Source organism: Pseudoxanthomonas sp. SE1, assembly GCF_029542205.1.
Taxonomy (GTDB): Bacteria; Pseudomonadota; Gammaproteobacteria; order Xanthomonadales; family Xanthomonadaceae; genus Pseudoxanthomonas_A.
The window spans coordinates 2,062,545-2,080,984 of the sequence record NZ_CP113783.1; the positions used below are offsets into that span (position 1 = coordinate 2,062,545).

Consider the following 18,440-nt stretch of genomic DNA (forward strand, 5'->3'; position numbering starts at 1 on the left):
CACCTCGCACAACCACAGGATCACCGCAGCATGAACACCCAGCCCTTCATCGGCGCCAAGGAATACTTCCCCGGCATCGGCCGCATTCCCTTCGAAGGCCGCGGCTCGGACAACCCGCTGGCGTTCAAGGTCTACGACGCGCAGAAGAAGGTCGGTGGCAAGACCATGCAGGAGCACCTGCGCTTCGCCGTCTGCTACTGGCACACCTTCTGCAACGCCGGCCATGATCCCTTCGGCCCGGGCACGCGCCACTTCCCGTGGGAGGCCGGCACACCGATGGCCACGGCCGAGGCCAAGGTCGATGCCGCGTTCGAGTTCTTCACCAAGCTGGGCGTGCCGTACTGGTGCTTCCACGACATCGACCTGGCGCCGGATGCGGACGACATCGGAGAGTACGAGAAGAACCTGAAACACATGGTTGCCTTGGCGAAAGAGCGCCAGAACGCGACGGGTATGAAGCTGCTCTGGGGCACGGCCAACCTGTTCTCGCATCCGCGCTACATGAACGGCGCCTCGACCAATCCGGATTTCGCCGTCGTCGCCCGCGCGGCGGTGCAGGTGAAGGCGGCGCTGGAAGCCACGGTGGAACTGGGTGGCGAGCACTACGTGTTCTGGGGCGGCCGCGAAGGCTACGCCTCGCTGGTCAACACGCAGATGAAGCGCGAGGTGGAGCACTTCGCCCGTTTCCTGACCATGGCGCGCGACTACGGGCGCAGCATCGGGTTGAAGGGCAACTTCCTGATCGAGCCCAAGCCGATGGAGCCGATGAAGCACCAGTACGACTTCGACAGCGCCACGGTGGCCGGTTTCCTGAAGGAGCATGGGCTGGCGAAGGACTTCAAGCTGAACATCGAAGCCAACCACGCCACGCTCTCGGGCCACACGTTCGAGCACGACCTGCAGGTGGCCAGCGACCATGGCCTGCTGGGCAGCATCGATGCCAACCGCGGCAACGCGCAGAACGGCTGGGATACCGACCAGTTCCCCACCGATCTGTACGACACCGTGGGCGCGATGCTGGTGGTGCTGCGCCAGGGTGGGCTGGAGGGCGGTCTGAACTTCGATGCCAAGGTGCGCCGCGAATCGACCGACCTGGAAGACCTGTTCATCGCCCACATCGGCGGCATGGATGCGTTCGCGCGCGGGCTGGAAGTGGCGCATGCGCTGCTGACCGAGTCGCCGTGGGAGCAGTGGCGCAAGGAACGCTATGCCAGCTTCGACAGCGGCAAGGGCAAGGACTTCGAGAATGGCACGCTGGGGCTGGCCGATCTGGCCGCGCTGGCGGCTACGCAGGGCGAACCGAAGCAGACCAGCGGCAAGCAGGAGCGGTACGAGAACCTGCTCAACCAGTATCTGCTGCGCTGAGTGCGTGATGACGGCTTCCGCCCGCGGGGTTCGGGCGGCGGCATTGGCGGCAGAGCGATTCGAAGCCTGGAGGGGCGCAACGAATGAACAGCACCACGCTTGAAGGCGGCAATGTCGCCAGTGGGGAGAACACCCGCTTCATCATCCTGATCAGCTGTGTGGCCACCATTGGTGGCTTCCTGTTCGGCTTCGACAGCGGCGTGATCAATGGCACCGTCGACGGGTTGCAGGCCGCTTTCGATTCGGATTCGGTCGGCACGGGATTCAACGTTGCTTCGATGCTGCTGGGTTGCGCGATCGGCGCCTTCTTCGCTGGCCGTCTGGCGGATTCGTACGGTCGGCGCAACGTGCTGATCGTGTCGGCGGTGTTCTTCATCGTCTCTGCGTGGGGCTCGGGCATCGCCACCGGGTCGCTGGAGTTCGTGATCTATCGCGTGTTGGGCGGGTTCGCCGTGGGTGCGGCCAGCGTGATGTCGCCGGCCTACATCAGCGAAGTCTCCTCGGCACGCTATCGCGGGCGGCTGGCCACGGTGCAGCAGATCGCGATCATCGGCGGGCTGTTCGCCGCCTTCCTCAGCAACTATCTGCTGGCCAAGGTGGCCGGCGGATCGGTGACGCCGTACTGGCTGGGCTACGAAGCCTGGCGTTGGATGTTCTGGGTGGAAATCCTGCCGGCGGGGTTGTTCCTGGTGGCGCTGCTGTTCATTCCCGAGAGTCCGCGCTATCTGGTGGTGAAGGGCAGGCACGAGGAAGCGCTGGCGGTACTGCAGAAGCTCTATGGCAGCGACGAAGGACGGCGGAAGCTCACGGAAATCCAGGGCAGCCTGGCGTCGGACCACCATCGCCCACGCCTGTCGGATCTCATCAGCAAGACGACGCGCAAGGTGCGTCCCATCGTGTGGGTCGGCATCGGCCTGGCCACGTTCCAGCAGTTGGTCGGCATCAACGTGGTGTTCTACTACGGCGCGGTGCTGTGGCAGGCCGTGGGCTTCTCCGAGAACGACGCGTTGCTGATCAACGTGCTGTCCGGCGCACTGAGCATCGGCGCCTGCATCGTCACCGTGCTGCTGATCGACCGGATCGGCCGCAAGCCGCTGCTGTGGACAGGCTCGGTTGGCATGGCGGTTTCGCTGGCTGCGGTGGTGGTGGCATTCGCCAGTGGTTCGCTGGATGCGGCTGGCAAGCTGCAGTTGTCCGGCAGCATGGGGGTGCTGGCGCTGGTGGCCGCGAACCTGTACGTGGTGTTCTTCAACCTGTCCTGGGGCCCGGTGATGTGGGTGATGCTGGGCGAGATGTTCCCCAACCAGATCCGCGGTTCGGGACTGGCGGTGGCGGGCCTGTTCCAGTGGAGCGCGAACTTCCTGGTCACGATGACCTTCCCCATGCTGCTGGCTGGCATCGGGCTGGCCGCCACCTATGGTCTGTACACGCTGGCCGCCATCATCTCCGTCTTCTTCGTGCTGAGGTTCGTCCACGAAACGAAGGGCAGGGAACTCGAGCAGATGGAAGGCTAGGAGCGGAGCATGCCTGCCGCGGCACGCTACCCCGGTTGTCCGATCGCGCGATCCGCGCTGCGGCTTCGTGGAGATTCAGCGACGCTTGGCTTTGGGCGGTACCGAGACCGAGTCGCGCACGACCAGACGGTGTGCCGCGACGTGGTCGGCGAGCACGCGGGTCGTGCCGTCCTGGCGGCGGATGCTGCGCAGCAGGACATCGATGGCGTCGTTGGCCATCGACGCGATGGGCTGGTGGATGGTGGTCAGTTCCGGCCACACCGTCGTGGCGGCCGACGTGTCATCGAAGCCCACCACCGACAGGTCGCGTGGCACATCCAGCCCGCGCCGGTGTGCCACCGAGATGACGGCCGCGGCCATGTCGTCGTTGCTGGCGATGATGGCGCTGGGCATCCGGCGCAGCGACAGCAGCTTCTCCGCGGCCTTCAGCCCCGCGCGATACGTGTAGTCGCCGGGCTGCACCAGGCCGGGTTCCAGCGCCAGGCCGGCTTCATGCAGGGCCGCCTGGAAGCCTTCGAAGCGTCGCGCACTGGCGCTGAGGTCGGACCGGCCCTTGATGAATCCGATGTGGGTATGGCCGTGCTCGATGAGGTGTTCGGCCATTTCCTTGCCCGCGCGGAAGTCGTCGATGCGCACGCAGGAGATCTCGTCGCTGAATCGTCCCGACGCGATGGCGACCACCGGCACGCCGGCGCGCACCAGTTCGCTGACCGCCGCGCGGGATTCGCACAGGGGCGGCGGCAGGATGACGCCATCGACGCGCTTGGCCAGTTCGCGCGCCGCCTTGCGCTCGGACTCGGCATCCACGTCTTCCCAGTATTCGCTCACCAGCTGGATGGTCGTCCGCGAGGCGACGCGCAGCAGGCCAAGCAGCAGTTCGCGCAGGTAGGCGCCGCTGGGATTGGTATAGATCAGGGCGATGCGGGTGTGCTGGGCGGCCGCCAGCGAGCTGGCCGCCAGGTTGGGCGTGTAGTCGAGCTTGCGGACGGCCCGCATGACGCGTTCGCGCGTCGCGTCCTTGACCTTGGTCTTGCCGTTGATCACGCGCGACACGGTCATCGGGGAAACGCCCGCGAGTGCGGCCACTTCGTCGATGGTGATGCCGCGGCTCTTGCGTCGCACGGCTCTCGTCGGTTTTTCCAAAACGCGTTCCTTTCAGGGGACGGAAGGCGGTCGACCCATGGCCGCTCTGCGCGACGGCAACCAACGCGGTGACGGCCATGAAATCCGCGCATTGGCCAGTTTTGCTGTCGTGCCTCATGGTATCGCCAACGCGGCGGGGCGACGAGGGGCGTGCCTTCCTGCGCGGCCTCCACACGGTGGTGCTGGGCTTTCTGATGTGCGCGCAAGCGACCGGTGCGCGGGCGGAGGACGGCTACGACCTGTGGCTGCGCTATGCACCCGCTGCGCCGGCAACGGTGGAGCATTACCGGTCGCGTACCACGCAGCTGGTGATGCCGGTGCCGTCGGCCACGTTGGCCGCCGCGCATGCGGAGCTGCTGCGTGGCCTTGCCGGTGTGACCGGGCAGGCGCCGGATGTCGTGGCGGCAGTCACGCGCGATGGCGCGGTGGTGGCGGGCACGGTCGCTTCTTCCCCCCTTGTCGCCGGCCTGCGATTGGACACGCGCCCGCTGGGCAATGAGGGCTACCTGATCCGCAGCGTGCGCGTGGGTGGGCATGCTGCCACCGTGATCGCGGCCAACACGGATGTCGGCGTGCTCTACGGCAGCTTCCACTTCCTTCGCCTGCTGCAGACAGGGCAGGCGGTTGGTGCATTGGATGTGCGCGAATCGCCGCGGGTGAAGCTGCGCGTGCTGAACCATTGGGACAATCTCGACGGGTACGTGGAGCGCGGCTATGCGGGTGCGTCGATCTGGGACTGGCATACGTTGCCGGACTACCTGGATCCGCGTTACACCGACTACGCGCGTGCCAACGCATCGCTGGGCATCAACGGCACGGTGCTCAACAACGTCAACGCCAATGCACTGAGCCTGACGCCCATGTACCTGGAGAAGACCCGGGCGCTGGCGTCCGTGTTCCGTCCGTACGGCATCCGCGTCCATCTGAGCGCCCGTTTCAGTGCGCCGATGGAGATAGGCGGACTGCAGACGGCCGACCCGCTGGACCCGGCGGTGCGGCGCTGGTGGAAGGAAAAGGCCGACGAAATCTACCGCCTCATTCCGGACTTCGGCGGCTTTCTGGTGAAGGCGAACTCCGAAGGCCAGCCGGGTCCACAGGACTACGGAAGATCCCACGTGGACGGGGCGAACATGCTCGCCGACGCACTGGCACCCCACGGCGGCACGGTGATGTGGCGCGCGTTCGTCTACTCGCACGAAGAACCCGATGATCGGGCCAAGCAGGCGTATACGGAATTCGTCCCTCATGACGGCAGGTTCCGCGACAACGTCCTGGTCCAGGTGAAGAACGGTGCCGTCGATTTCCAGCCGCGCGAGCCGTTCCATCCCTTGTTCGGTGCCATGCCGCGTACGCCGTTGATGCTGGAATTGCAGATCACCAAGGAGTACCTGGGGTTCGCGACGCATCTGGTCTATCTGGGGCCGATGTACGAAGAAATGCTCGCCGCGGATACGCATGCGCGCGGCACGGGCTCCACGGTCAGGAAAGTCATCGACGGCACGCTGGAGGGGCACGCGCTCACCGGCATGGCCGGTGTGGCGAACATCGGCGCGGACCGCAACTGGAGCGGGTCGCACTTCGACCAGGCCAACTGGTACGTGTACGGCCGGCTTGCCTGGAATCCGTCGCTGTCTTCGCGCGACATCGCGGAGGAATGGGTGCGCATGACCTTCTCCGGCGACGACCGCCTGGTGACACCCGTCGTGGAGATGATGATGGGGTCGCGCGAGGCAGCCGTGGACTACATGACGCCGCTGGGCCTGCATCACCTGATGGCGCGCGGCCATCACTACGGCCCCGGACCCTGGGTGCAGGGCGGACCGCGGGCGGACTGGACATCGGTGTACTACCACCGGGCCGACCGGGACGGCATCGGCTTTGATCGCTCGGCGACCGGGAGCAACGCGGTGGCGCAGTATTTTCCGCCGGTGGCGCGGCAGTTCGGCGATGTCGGGCGCGTGCCGGAAAAGTTCCTTCTGTGGTTCCACCACGTGCCCTGGGATCACCCGATGGCGTCGGGTCGGCCGCTGTGGGACGAACTGGTGATGCGTTACTCGCGCGGTGTGGACTACGTACGCGGCATGCGGTCCACCTGGGGCGGCCTGGCATCGCATGTCGATGCGTCGCGGCATGCGCAGGTCGCGGCCTTCCTGGGCATCCAGCAGAAGGAAGCACAGTGGTGGCGCGACGCCAGCATCGCGTACTTCCAGACATTCGCGCGCCGCCCGCTGCCGGAAGGCCAGGCGCCGCCGCCGCATCCGCTGGCGTACTACGAAGCACTGCAGTTCCCGTATGCCCCGGGGGACGGCCGATGAAGGCGCCTTGCATCACCGGGTTTGTGCTGGCGGTTGCGATGCTGGTGATGGGTGCACCCGTCGCCCATGCCGGAGAAACCGAAGGCAGGCTGCTGCATGCGCTGTTCCAGGATCACATGGTGCTGCAGCGCGACGCCGCCATCCGGATCTGGGGTCATGCCACGCCAGGTGAAGCGGTCAGCGTGGTACTGGCCGGCACGAAGGCGCGTGCGCGTGCTGCTGCCGATGGCACCTGGGAAGCGACGCTGCGGGCACGCGCCGCGGGCGGACCCTACGATCTGGTGGTGAATGCCGGCGCGGCCGTGCAGACGGTGCGCGATGTGTACCTGGGCGACGTCTGGCTTTGCGCCGGGCAGTCGAACATGGAGTTGCCGGTCTGGCGCGCACTGGATGCGAGTTCGGAGATCGCATCCTCGGCGCATCCGCGGATCCGGTTGTTCACGGTGCCGCAGGCAAGCGCCGTCGCGCCACAGTCCCGTTTCCAGGGCGATCCCCGCTGGCAGGTGGCGTCGCCGGCGTCCGTGCGGGATTTCTCCGCGGCCTGCTTCTACTTCGCGCGGGAACTGCAGAAGACGGTCGACGTGCCGATGGGCCTGATCCAGGCGGCCTGGGGCGGTTCGCGGATCGAAGCCTGGACCAGCGCCACAGCACTGCGTGCCGGTGGGGGAAGCGATGAAACGCTCGACGTGCTTGCGCTTTACGCCACGGATACACCCGCCGCGCTTGCGCGATGGGGACATCATTGGGAGCGCTGGTGGACCACGCGCGAAGGCGCCACGCCGGGTGACGCGCTCTGGCATGCAGGCGCCGCCGACACCGGCTGGCGCACGGCGCCCGCAACGCTGGGTGCATGGGAGCGTTGGGGCGTGCCCGCGCTAGACGACTACAACGGCATGGTGTGGTATCGCACGCAGGTGACGTTGACGGCGGCGCAGGCGGCACGTGGCGCAACGCTGGAACTCGGGCCCGCCGACGAGACCGACATGACCTGGGTGAACGGGACCGCCGTGGGCAGCCGCTACGGCGCCGGTGAGCCGCGTCGCTATCCGCTGCCGTCCGGACTGTTGAAGGCGGGCATCAACACGGTGGTGGTCAATGTGCTGGACACCTATCGCGATGGCGGGCTCGCCGGCCCGGCCAGTGCACACGCGCTGACATTCGACGATGGCACCCGCGTGGTGCTGGACAGCCGCTGGCGCTACCGGCCCGAGCCCGGCGCCGGGGAGCCGCCGCGTGCGCCGTGGCAGGCGGCAGCGGGCCTGTCGACGTTGTACAACGGGATGATCGCGCCGCTCGGCCATGCCGGTCTGCGCGGCATGCTGTGGTACCAGGGTGAGTCCAATACCGGCGACGCCACGGCCTATGCCGCGCGGCTGCGCCTGCTGCGTGAGGACTGGCGGCAGCGCTTCGGCGCGCAGGTGCCGTGGATGGTGGTGCAACTGGCCGGCTATGGCATGCCACCGTCCGCACCGGTGGAAAGCGGTTGGGCGCAGGTGCGCGAGGCGCAGCGACGGGTTGTCGCCGAAGACCCGCACGCCGGGCTGGTGGTCGCCATCGACATCGGTGACGCCTACGACATCCACCCGCCGAACAAGCAGGAACTCGGTCGCCGCCTGGCGCGCGTGGCACGCCATGTCGTCTACGGTGAGCGCGGGCTCGCCCCGTCCGGCCCGACTGCACGCGAGGCAGCGCGCATGACGGACGGCGTGCGGGTCGCGTTCGACGATGTCACCGGTGCGCTGGTGACGACCGGCGCGAACGGCCCCATCGGCTTCGAACTTTGCGATGCAGGCAAGCGCTGCGACTACGCGGATGCCGCCCTCGAGGGGCGATACGTCGTGCTGCGCAGCCCGCGTGCGGCCCATGCCATGTACGTGCGCTACTGCTGGGCGGATGGCCCGGTATGCACGCTGCGCGACACCGCCGGCTTGCCGGCAGGTCCCTTCGAACTTCCCGTCCCTGCTGTCGAGGTGCCCCGATGAAGCTGTTCTCCCTGCGTCGCCAACAGAACGATCGCCGACACGTCGATGGGCGGGGTTCAACCCGCAACCCCGCGCGAACCGTCCTGGCCGCCGCGCTCCTGTTGCTGACGGTCACCGGCAACGCCCAGTCAAAGGAGCAGGCGCCGCCGGTCTACTTCGACTGGTTCGAATACACCGGTCGCGATGCGGCATTCGAACCGCCGCTGCCGGCCGGCCACTACCGCAACCCCATCCTGGCCGGTTTCCATGCCGACCCCAGCATCGTCAGCGCGAACGGCAAGTTCTACCTGGTCAATTCCAGCTTCACCTTCTTCCCGGGCATCCCCGTGTTCGAGAGCACGGACCTGGTGCACTGGAAGCAGATCGGCAACGTCATCGACCGGCCCTCGCAGCTCGACTTCGATGGACTGAGCGTGTCGCGCGGCATCTTCGCGCCGACCATCGAATTCCATGACGGCCTCTTCTACGTGGTCACAACCGCTACCGACAGCGGCGGCAACTTCATCGCCACCGCGCGCGATCCCGCCGGGCCCTGGTCGGATCCGCACTGGCTGCCGACCATCGGCGGCATCGATCCGTCGCTGTTCTTCGATACCGATGGCAAGGTCTACCTGCTCAACAACGACGAGCCGCCCGGACCCGCGCGCTACGACGGCCATCGCGCCATCTGGATGCAGCAGATCGACATCGCGCGCTTCCAGCCCATCGGCCCGCGCAAGGTGCTGATCGATGGCGGTGTGGAACCCGAGAAGAATCCGATCTGGATCGAGGGGCCGCACATCTACAAGCGCGACGGCTGGTACTACCTGTCCGATGCCGAGGGCGGCACCGGGCCGCAGCATTCGCAGGTGGTGCTGCGCAGCCGCGATGTCTGGGGACCGTATGCGCCGTATGCAGGCAATCCGATCCTGACCCAGCGCGACCTGCCGGCGGATCGGCGCCTGCCGATCACCAATGCCGGGCATGCCGATCTGGTCGAAGGCCCGGACGGGACGTGGTGGGCGGTGTTCCTGGCCAGCCGCAACTACCAGCAGCGCCATTACAACACCGGGCGCGAAACCTATCTGCTGCCGGTGCAGTGGCGCGATGGCTGGCCGGTGATCCTGCCGGCGGGGCAGACCATCCCCTACATCGCCGCCGCGCCTGCATGGATGCGCGGGGATGCGACGCAGGCGCCCTTCACCGGCAATTTCGTGCATCGCGACGAGTTCGATGGCACGACACTGGCGCATGAATGGTTGCGCGTGCGTGTACCCAAGAGGGCGTGGGCAGACCTGGCCGTACGCCCCGGCGCGCTCGCCGTGCATCCGCTGCCGGAAGGCCTGGAAACGCTGCGCAACCCGGCATTCCTCGGTCGCCGCCAGCAGCATCTGCGCTTCGAGGCAAGCACCGCGATGAGCACGCCGGCAGAGGGCGTGGCCGCGGGACTGGCCGCTTTCCAGAGCGAAGCGTACTGGTACTTCCTCGGTGTGCGCCGTCTGCCGGGCGACCGCGTCGCGGTGTTCCTGGAAGGGCGCGACGGCAGCGGCACCACCCGCACGCTGGCCACGCGCGAGGTCGACGCCACCGACGCACTCCGTCTGAAGATCGAAGGCGACGAGGGCGACTACGGTTTCGCCTATGACGCGGGCGATGGACGCGGATGGCAAACACTGGCCAGCCAGGTCGATGGCACCGTGCTGAGTACCGATCGTGCCGGCGGCTTCGTCGGCGCCCTGCTGGGACCTTTCGCGCGCGACGAGCGCGCTCCGAGGAGCGAATGATGATGACGATGCCTTGCTTTTCCATCGCCCGGCGCGTCGCGCCCGGCCTGTGCGCGCTGGCGCTGTGCGTCGCTGCATGGACGTCGCCGTCTGCACAGGCGGCCGATGCGAAGCCGTGGCTGGATACCTCGCGCAGTTTCGAGGCGCGGGCCGCGGCGCTGGTCTCGCAGATGACGCTGGAAGAAAAAGCGGCGCAGATGCAGAACGCCGCGCCTGCCATCGAACGCCTGGGCGTTCCCGCCTACGACTGGTGGAACGAAGCGCTGCATGGCGTGGCGCGGGCGGGCCAGGCGACGGTGTTCCCGCAGGCCATCGGTCTGGCCGCGACGTTCGATGTGCCGCTGATGGGCGAAGTGGCCACCACCATCAGCGACGAGGCGCGCGCCAAGCATCACCAGTTCGTGCGCGACGGCTCGCATGGCCGCTATCAGGGACTCACCTTCTGGTCGCCGAACATCAACATCTTCCGCGACCCGCGCTGGGGTCGCGGCCAAGAAACCTACGGCGAGGATCCGTACCTGACCGCGCGCATGGGGGTGGCGTTCGTACGCGGCCTGCAGGGCGACGACCCGACCTACCGCAAGCTGGATGCCACCGCCAAGCACTTCGCCGTCCACAGCGGCCCCGAGGCCGACCGCCATCACTTCGATGCGCGCCCGAGCCAGCGCGATCTGCATGACACCTACCTGCCTGCCTTCGAGACACTGGTGAAGGAAGGCGACGTGGACGCGGTGATGGGCGCCTACAACCGCGTCTACGGCGAATCGGCCAGCGCCAGCCGTTTCCTGCTGCGCGACGTCCTGCGTCGCGATTGGGGATTCAAGGGGTACGTGGTATCCGACTGCTGGGCCATCGTCGACATCTGGAAGAACCACAAGATCGTGGCCACGCGCGAGGAAGCCGCAGCGCTGGCCGTCAAGAATGGCACCGAGCTGGAGTGCGGCGAGGAATACGCCACGCTGCCCGCTGCGGTGCGCCAGGGACTGATCAGCGAAGCCGAGATCGACGATGCGGTGACGCGGCTGTTCGCGGCGCGCATGCGGCTGGGCATGTTCGACCCGCCGGAGCGCGTGCGCTGGGCGCGCATTCCGTACGCAGTCAACCAGGCGCCAGCGCACGATGCGCTGGCACTGAAAGCGGCACAGGCGTCGCTGGTGCTGCTGAAGAACGACGGCACCCTGCCACTGCCGCGCACGCTGAAGCGCATCGCAGTGATCGGCCCGACCGCCGACGACACCATGGCGCTGCTCGGCAACTACTACGGCACGCCGGCTGCGCCGGTGACGGTGCTGCAGGGCATCCGCGACGCGGCGAAAGGCATCGAGGTGACGTACGCGCGCGGCGTGGACCTGGTGGAAGGGCGCGACGATCCGGCCGCAACGCCGCTGATCGAAGCCGCTTTCCTGCGGCCTGCGGCCGGTTCCCCCGAACGCGGCCTGCGCGGCGAGTACTTCCGCACGCCGGATCTGTCCGGCACGCCGGCACTGGTGCGCACCGATGCGCAGATCGGCTTCCGCTGGGATCGCGGTTCGCCCACCGACAACCTGCTGGCCCGCGGCGAAGCGGCGCCGGGGCAGGGCATCCCGAACGATGGCTTCAGCATCCGCTGGAGCGGCCAGCTGCTGCCGCCGGTATCGGGCCGCTACCGGATCGAAGCGGCTGCGGACGACGGCTTCCGCCTGTACGTGGATGGCAAGCGCGTGCTCGACCGTTGGGCTGCGAGCGACCGCCTGCGCAGTGAGGGTGTGGAGCTCGACCTGCAGGCCGGGCGCGCCTACGAGCTGCGCCTGGAGTACTACGACGGCGAACGCGATGCCGGCGTGCGGCTGGCCTGGCGCATGCCGGGTGCGAAGCCGCCGTTTGAGGAAGCGCTCGATGTCGCGCGCAATGCGGATGTGGTGGTGTTCGTCGGCGGCCTGACCGGCGATGTGGAAGGCGAGGAGATGACGGTCAACTATCCCGGTTTCGCCGGAGGCGATCGCACCGACATGCGCCTGCCGTCGCCGCAACGTGCACTGCTGGAAGCGCTGCACGCCACCGGCAAGCCGGTGGTGCTGGTGCTGACGGGCGGTTCCGCGCTGGCCGTGGATTGGTCGCAGGCGAATCTGCCCGCGATCCTGATGAGCTGGTATCCGGGGCAGCGCGGCGGAACCGCCGTCGCGGATGCCCTGTTCGGCGACATCAATCCCGCCGGTCGCCTGCCCGTGACGTTCTACAAGGCGGACGAGGTGATGCCCGCGTTCGACGACTATGCGATGGAAGGCCGCACGTACCGGTACTTCCGCGGCACGCCGCTGTACCCGTTCGGACACGGCCTGTCCTACACGCGGTTCGACTACAGCGACCTGCAGCTGGACAAGCGCGTCGTGGCGCCCGATGGGAGCATGACGGTGCAGGTGCAGGTGGCCAACACCGGCACCCGCGCCGGCGAGGAGGTCGTGCAGCTGTACGTGCGTCCGCTGCAGGCCATGCCGGGCGCTGCGCAGCAGGAACTGCGCGGTTTCCAGCGCATCCACCTGAAGCCAGGGGAGCGGCGCACGGTGTCGTTCGTGCTCGCGGCCGATGCCGCATTGCGGCGCTACGACGACAGCCGCAAGGCCTATGCCGTGGCACCCGGGCGTTACGAGGTGCGCGTGGGTGCGTCCAGTGCCGACCTGCGCGCCAGTGGACAGTTCGACGTGAAGGCGGCCGGCCGATGACATCCTTTTCCCATCGTGCCCGCGACGCCACGCGCGCACGCCATCGAACACCTTCGGAAGAACCGCATGTCCAACCTTGAACAACCCTTGTCGGTCCGGGAAAAGCTGGGCTACAGCCTGGGTGATCTGGCGGCGAACCTGATCTTCCAGACGCTCATCACCTATCTGGCGTTCTTCTATACCGACGTGTACCGGCTCCCACCGGCGACGGCGGCGACCATCATTTTCGTGGTGGGCCTGCTGGGTGCGTTCGTGTTCACGCCGCTGATCGGCATCCTCGCCGACCGCACGGCGACACGATGGGGCCGGTTCAGGCCGTGGATCCTGTGGACAGCGATCCCGTTCGGCGTGTTGTCGTTGCTGGCTTTCAGTACGCCGGACTTCAGTGAGCGGGGCAAGGTCGCCTATGCGTTGCTGACCTACAGCCTGCTGGTGTTGGTCTATGCGGCGAACAACCTGCCGTACTCCGCGCTCAGCGGCGTGCTGACCGGCAGCATGGCCCAGCGCAACAGCCTGTCGGCGTATCGCTTCGTGGCGGTGATGATCGCGCAGTTCATCATCCAGGTGCTGCTGATGCCGCTGGTGCTGATCCTGGGCGACGGCGACCGCGTGCAGGGCTTCGAGCGGGTGATGACCCTATTCGCCGTGGTGGGCACGGTGTTCTTCCTGATCACCTTCGCCACCACGCGCGAACGCATCGTGCCGACTAAGGAGCAATCCGGCGGTGTGCTGCAGGACCTGGCGGACCTGGTACGCAACCGGCCCTGGCAGGTGATGCTGCTGCTGACGGTGCTGGTGTTCATGAACCTCGCCCTGAAGGGCGGCACGTACATCTATTACTTCCAGTACTACATGAGTGAGGCGGCGCTGGCGTCGTTCCTCGATGCCTCGGGATTCAACGGCTTCATCGCCGGTCTCAATGCCGCGCTGACCGGGGTGGGCCTGGCCGGGTTCCAGTGGCCCGAGGATCCGGCCACCTCGGCCTTCAGCCTGTTCAACGGCAGCGGCATCCTCTGCATGATTCTGGGCATCGGATTCTCGCGCCGGCTGGCCGATCGCTTCGGCAAGCGCGATGTGTTCGGCGGGGCGCTGTTCGTGTCGACGTTGTTCCTGCTTGCGTTCTACGTGTTTCCTCCCACCGCGGTGGAGCTGGCATTCGGCGCCTTCATGCTGCATGGCTTCTGCTACGGCATCACCATCCCGCTGCTGTGGGCGATGATCGCGGACGTTGCCGACTATTCCGAGTGGAAGAACCATCGTCGCGCCACCGCCATCATCTTCTCCGCCATGTTGTGCGGCCTGAAGATCGGGCTCAGCGTCGGCGGCGCGCTGGTCGCCGGCATCCTGGCGCACTACGGCTACCAGGCGGGGGCTGCCAGCCAGCCCGATGCGGTCGTCGACGGCATCCGGCTGACCGTCAGCGTCTATTGCTCGATTCCCTTCCTGGTCGCCGTGGCGCTGCTCTTCATCTACCAGATCGACAAGCGGATGGAGACGCGCATCGAACACGACCTCGACCAGCGTCGCCGCGCAGCGGGCGCAGCCGCGTGACTCCCACATCTCTGACCATGAACGACACTGCCATCCACGACGAAACCCAGCCGGGCGAAGCCGAGCTCGTACAACTGGTGCAACGCGCCATCTCCAAGCCGCTGGTCACCCATATCTACACGGCTGATCCCTCCGCGCATGTGTTCGAGGGACGGCTCTACATCTATCCCTCGCACGACATCGACAGCGGCGGGGCTTTCGACGACGAGGGAGGCCACTTCGGCATGGAGGACTACCACGTGCTGCGGATGGACACACCGGAGGGCGAGGCCATCGACTGTGGCATGGCTCTGCACGTGCATGATGTGCCATGGGCCGACAAGCAGATGTGGGCACCGGATGCCGCGAGCCGCGAGGGTCGCTATTACCTCTATTTCCCCGCCAAGGACGGCGGTGGCCTGTTCCGTATCGGCGTGGCGGTGGCGGAGAAACCGGAAGGGCCGTTCACCGCCGAACCGGATCCCATCGAAGGCGCGTACTCGATCGATCCGGCCGTGTTCGAGGACGACGACGGGGCGCATTACCTGTACTTCGGCGGCATCTGGGGCGGCCAGTTGCAGAAGTACCGCGACAACCGCTACGACGCGGCCCACGAGGAGCCGGTGGGCGATGCGCCTGCGCTGGGGCCGCGCGTCGGCCGGTTGGACGCGGGCATGACCACGCTGGCCGAAGCCACGCGCGAGATCGTGATCCTGGACGAACACGGGCAGCCGCTGCGCGCCGACGACCACGCGCGCCGATTCTTCGAAGGTCCCTGGGTGCACAAATACGAAGGCCGGTACTACCTGTCGTACTCCACCGGCAACACGCATCTGCTGTGCTATGCCGTGGGCGATGACCCGTATGGCCCGTTCACCTACGGCGGCGTGATCCTGAAGCCTGTCGTCGGCTGGACCACCCACCATTCCATCTGTGCGTTCGGTGGGCAGTGGTACCTGTTCTATCACGATGCGTTGATGTCGGGCGGCGTGACGCACCTGCGTTCCGCCAAGTGCACCGTGCTGCACCACGACGCGGACGGGCGCATCCGCACCATCGATCCCTATGGCGGCTGATCGGCTGTCGCCGCGCGACGATGCGCTTGCGCCCATGCCGGCCGGTCCGCTGCACTGGTTGCGCGCAGGTCGGCTGCAGGTCGCGTTGGCGCCGGACGCCGGGGGGCGTCTCGCGCAGATCCGTTTCGACGGAATGGACTGGCTGGTGGGACCGGACGACGGCTGGCCCGCGACCATCGCCTGGGGCTGCTACCCCATGGTGCCGTGGGCGGGCCGTCTGCGTGGTGGACACTTTGACCTCGCCGGCGCGTCCCATGCCGTGCCGGTGAACTTCGGTGGTCATGCGATCCATGGCGTCGGATTCTCGCGGGCTTGGCAGATCGATGCGCCAGATGCGAACCGCGCCGAGATGTCGCTCGTGCTTCCGCAAGACGACTACTGGCGCTTCGGAGGCACCGCGACGCAATCGGTGTGCATTGAAGGCGATCGACTGTTGCTGCGACTCGCTGTGCAGGCGGGGAAGCAGGCGATGCCCGCCGTGCTCGGTTGGCACCCCTGGTTCCGCAAACCCGATCGACTGGTCTTCGAACCCGAGGCCATGTACCCGCGCGACGCCGAAGGTATCGCCACGCTGCCGCGCATACCGCCCAGCCCCGGCCCGTGGGATGACTGTTTCGTGGCGGGCGGTGAGATCGCCCTGCATCGTGCCGACCAGGTGTTGCAGCTGCGCGCCGACACCGATCACTGGGTGGTGTACGACGGTGCCGCCCATTCGACCTGCGTCGAACCGCAGACCGGACCACCCGATGCGTTCACGCTTGCGCCGCGCGTGTTGTCGCCGGGCCAGCGCCTGCACCTGACGTTCGAACTCGCCTGGCAGAGGGGCGAGGGGAGGGCGGCATGAAGGTTCATCTGCAATGGGTCTCTCGCCTCGCGTCGCTGGTAGTCGGTGTTCGGACGGTTGTCGTCCGCTGTGTTGTGCTCGCATCGATGGTGTGGATCCTCGCCGCGCCTGTGCATGCGCAGGACGATGCGATGACCGCAATCGCCACGCCGCTGCAGCCCGACGCCATTCCGCTCGTCTTCCGTCCAACGCCGGACAGCAAGGATGCCGAAGCCTGGCACCGCCAGTACGGCAGCGTGTTCGTGCGCAATGTCAGCAGGGCAACGCTCACGCCGTTCCTGCCGGATCCCGCCAAGGCGACCGGCACTGCCGTGATCGTGGCGCCGGGCGGAGGCTTCCGTTCGTTGTCGATGCAGAACGAGGGGTGGGAGGTGGCACGCGCATTGGCGGACCGCGGTATCGCCGCGTTTGTGCTGAAGTACCGGCTGGAGCGAACACCCGATGACCTCGATGGCTTCGCACAATCGGTGCAGGCGATGCTGTCCGGGCCCGTGCCACCGCATCGCGTGGATCCGGCGGCCTCGATTCCGCGGCTTGGTCCACAACTCGCCGATGCGCGTGCGGCATTCGCCCTGGTGCGCAGCCGCGCAACCGAATGGGGCGTGGACCCGCACCGCATCGGCATGGTCGGCTTCTCTGCGGGCGCCATGTTGACGCTCGCCACGACGCTGGCCGTCGAAGACGCGAAGCCTGCTTTCATCGCCACCATCTATGGGCCGTTGGCCGCGATGGCGGTGCCCGCGGACGCACCGCCGCTGTTCGTCGCGATCGCGGCTGACGATGGCCTGTTCTCCGACAGCGGGTTCGGCCTGGTCGAAGGATGGCGCGCCGCACGGCGGCCGGTGGAATTCCATCTCTACGAACAGGGTGGCCACGGGTTCGGGATGTATCGCAAGCCGACGACGAGCACGGGCTGGTTCGATGCGTTCGCGAGTTGGATGGCGATGCATGGTTGGCTGGAGCGGGGCGGGCAGGGACGTCAACCCGCAATGGAGGAGAAGACGCGATGAACGTCCATCGCCTTGCGTGCGTGTTGCTGTTAGCGACCGTGCTTCCGCTTCCGCTTCCGTTGTCGGCGCAGGCGATCGGGGAGGGGAGGCATGCCGCCAAGCCGCGGTCGAACCCGCTGATCCGCGACAAGTTCACCGCCGATCCGGCGCCGCTCGTGGTCGGCGACCGTCTCTATCTGTATGTCGGGCACGATCAGGCGCAGCGCGACGAGATGTTCAACATGCGCGAGTGGCTGGTCTATTCGACCACGGACATGGCGACATGGGTCGACCACGGACCGATCATGAAGGTGGCCGATTTCACCTGGGCCAAGGCGGACGCGTGGGCGTCGCAGGCCATCGAGAAGGACGGGCGGTTCTGGTTCTACGCGGCCGTCGAACATGACGCCACGCAGCCCGGGAAGGCCATTGCCGTAGCGGTGTCCGACACCCCGACAGGCCCCTTCGTCGATGCGAAGGGCGAGGCCCTGATCACCAACCGGATGACGCCCAAGGGAACGCACAGCTGGGAGGACATCGATCCCACGGTCTTCACCGACGACGACGGCACCACCTGGATCGCGTGGGGCAATCGGCAGTGCTACATCGCGCGGCTCAAGCCGAACATGATCGAGCTGGACGGCCCCATCACCGAGATCACGCCTCCGCATTTCGAAGAAGGCCCGTGGCTGCACAAGCGGGGCGAGCTTTACTACCTCACGTACGCTTCCCTGGACCGTGCCACGCACCGCGACGAGAAGGTGTCCTATGCCACGGCGACATCACTGGCCGGCCCTTGGACGTATCGCGGCGAACTGACGGGCTCCGGCAAGTACAGCTTCACGATCCATCCGGGGATCGCCGAGTTCAAAGGCCATTGGTACCTGTTCCTGCACAACGCCGTACTCGCCATCGGCGACCAGAACGGTGCGATCGGACGGCGCGCGGTCACGGTCGAGTATCTGCAGTACAACCCAGACGGAACCTTGAAGCCGGTACGGCAGACGGAGGCCGGGATATCGGCAGGGCCGCCATAGCCGGCGATCACGTCATCATCGCTACGCCGTGACCGCGCGAGATTCGCGTCCGCGATCCAGACCACCGTTTCCATATTCGCCTTGCAAGCGGCGCGAGTGAGGCGGCGGGTGGCGCGCGTGACACGACACCCACCGAAACCTGAGGCCGCACTCAACGCGGTACTGCGTCGCGTGCCCCGGGGT

General features: G+C 67.0%; 12 protein-coding genes. 11 read left to right on the forward strand and 1 reads right to left on the reverse strand.

The features are described 5' to 3' along the window. Positions 1-30: 30 nt before the first annotated feature. Together xylA and OY559_RS09735 are read left to right on the forward strand one after the other, a co-directional pair. Positions 31-1,365 (forward strand): xylose isomerase, encoded by a 1,335-nt coding sequence (gene xylA, locus OY559_RS09730; protein ID WP_277727613.1) that lies wholly within the window; start codon positions 31-33, stop codon positions 1,363-1,365. A gap of 83 nt (positions 1,366-1,448) precedes the next feature. Then, entirely contained in the window at positions 1,449-2,879 is a 1,431-nt protein-coding gene (locus tag OY559_RS09735; RefSeq protein ID WP_277729826.1) for a sugar porter family MFS transporter, read from the forward strand. Between the two features lie 75 nt (positions 2,880-2,954). On the opposite strand, the gene OY559_RS09740 is transcribed toward OY559_RS09735, so the two are convergent. Next, positions 2,955-4,022 carry a LacI family DNA-binding transcriptional regulator gene (locus tag OY559_RS09740; RefSeq protein ID WP_277729827.1) on the reverse strand — a complete coding sequence of 356 codons (1,068 nt, stop codon included), beginning with the start codon at positions 4,020-4,022 and terminating at the stop codon, positions 2,955-2,957. A 194-nt stretch (positions 4,023-4,216) separates the two neighbouring features. Here OY559_RS09740 and OY559_RS09745 point away from each other — a divergent pair, with 194 nt between their 5' ends. The 9 genes from OY559_RS09745 (at position 4,217) to OY559_RS09785 (ending at position 18,257) form a co-directional block, all read left to right on the forward strand. Continuing rightward, positions 4,217-6,337 (forward strand): alpha-glucuronidase family glycosyl hydrolase, encoded by a 2,121-nt coding sequence (locus OY559_RS09745; RefSeq protein WP_277729970.1) that lies wholly within the window; start codon positions 4,217-4,219, stop codon positions 6,335-6,337. 38 nt (positions 6,338-6,375) lie between these two features. Beyond that, positions 6,376-8,319, forward strand: a complete 1,944-nt coding sequence (locus OY559_RS09750) for a sialate O-acetylesterase (protein ID WP_277729971.1) — start codon at positions 6,376-6,378, stop codon at positions 8,317-8,319. Further along, complete coding sequence (locus OY559_RS09755) at positions 8,316-10,082, forward strand: glycoside hydrolase family 43 protein (protein ID WP_277729828.1); 1,767 nt, start codon at positions 8,316-8,318, stop codon at positions 10,080-10,082. Before OY559_RS09750 ends, OY559_RS09755 begins: the two co-directional genes overlap by 4 nt. An 8-nt stretch (positions 10,083-10,090) precedes the next feature. Next, positions 10,091-12,781: a glycoside hydrolase family 3 protein gene (locus OY559_RS09760; protein WP_277729972.1), complete on the forward strand. Its 2,691-nt coding sequence runs from the start codon at positions 10,091-10,093 to the stop codon at positions 12,779-12,781. 66 nt (positions 12,782-12,847) lie between these two features. Continuing rightward, entirely contained in the window at positions 12,848-14,332 is a 1,485-nt protein-coding gene (locus OY559_RS09765) for an MFS transporter (RefSeq protein WP_277729829.1), read from the forward strand. A gap of 17 nt (positions 14,333-14,349) precedes the next feature. Next, positions 14,350-15,387: a glycoside hydrolase family 43 protein gene (locus OY559_RS09770; RefSeq protein ID WP_277729830.1), complete on the forward strand. Its 1,038-nt coding sequence runs from the start codon at positions 14,350-14,352 to the stop codon at positions 15,385-15,387. Further along, complete coding sequence (locus OY559_RS09775) at positions 15,377-16,231, forward strand: aldose epimerase family protein (RefSeq protein ID WP_277729831.1); 855 nt, start codon at positions 15,377-15,379, stop codon at positions 16,229-16,231. Before OY559_RS09770 ends, OY559_RS09775 begins: the two co-directional genes overlap by 11 nt. Positions 16,232-16,362: 131 nt before the next feature. After that, on the forward strand, positions 16,363-17,241 hold the full coding sequence (locus tag OY559_RS09780; RefSeq protein WP_277729832.1) for an alpha/beta hydrolase: 879 nt from the start codon (positions 16,363-16,365) through the stop codon (positions 17,239-17,241). Beyond that, on the forward strand, positions 17,238-18,257 hold the full coding sequence (locus tag OY559_RS09785; RefSeq protein ID WP_277729833.1) for a glycoside hydrolase family 43 protein: 1,020 nt from the start codon (positions 17,238-17,240) through the stop codon (positions 18,255-18,257). Before OY559_RS09780 ends, OY559_RS09785 begins: the two co-directional genes overlap by 4 nt. Positions 18,258-18,440 lie beyond the last annotated feature (183 nt).

Coding starts and splice junctions, on each gene's coding strand:
- OY559_RS09745 (WP_277729970.1), top strand. CDS start 4,217: ATGTGCGCGCAAGCGACCGGTGCGCGGGCGGAGGACGGCTACGACCTG.
- OY559_RS09765 (WP_277729829.1), top strand. CDS start 12,848: ATGTCCAACCTTGAACAACCCTTGTCGGTCCGGGAAAAGCTGGGCTAC.
- OY559_RS09760 (WP_277729972.1), top strand. CDS start 10,091: ATGCCTTGCTTTTCCATCGCCCGGCGCGTCGCGCCCGGCCTGTGCGCG.
- OY559_RS09735 (WP_277729826.1), top strand. CDS start 1,449: ATGAACAGCACCACGCTTGAAGGCGGCAATGTCGCCAGTGGGGAGAAC.
- OY559_RS09755 (WP_277729828.1), top strand. CDS start 8,316: ATGAAGCTGTTCTCCCTGCGTCGCCAACAGAACGATCGCCGACACGTC.
- OY559_RS09750 (WP_277729971.1), top strand. CDS start 6,376: ATGCTGGTGATGGGTGCACCCGTCGCCCATGCCGGAGAAACCGAAGGC.
- xylA (WP_277727613.1), top strand. CDS start 31: ATGAACACCCAGCCCTTCATCGGCGCCAAGGAATACTTCCCCGGCATC.
- OY559_RS09780 (WP_277729832.1), top strand. CDS start 16,363: ATGACCGCAATCGCCACGCCGCTGCAGCCCGACGCCATTCCGCTCGTC.
- OY559_RS09785 (WP_277729833.1), top strand. CDS start 17,238: ATGAACGTCCATCGCCTTGCGTGCGTGTTGCTGTTAGCGACCGTGCTT.
- OY559_RS09770 (WP_277729830.1), top strand. CDS start 14,350: ATGAACGACACTGCCATCCACGACGAAACCCAGCCGGGCGAAGCCGAG.
- OY559_RS09775 (WP_277729831.1), top strand. CDS start 15,377: ATGGCGGCTGATCGGCTGTCGCCGCGCGACGATGCGCTTGCGCCCATG.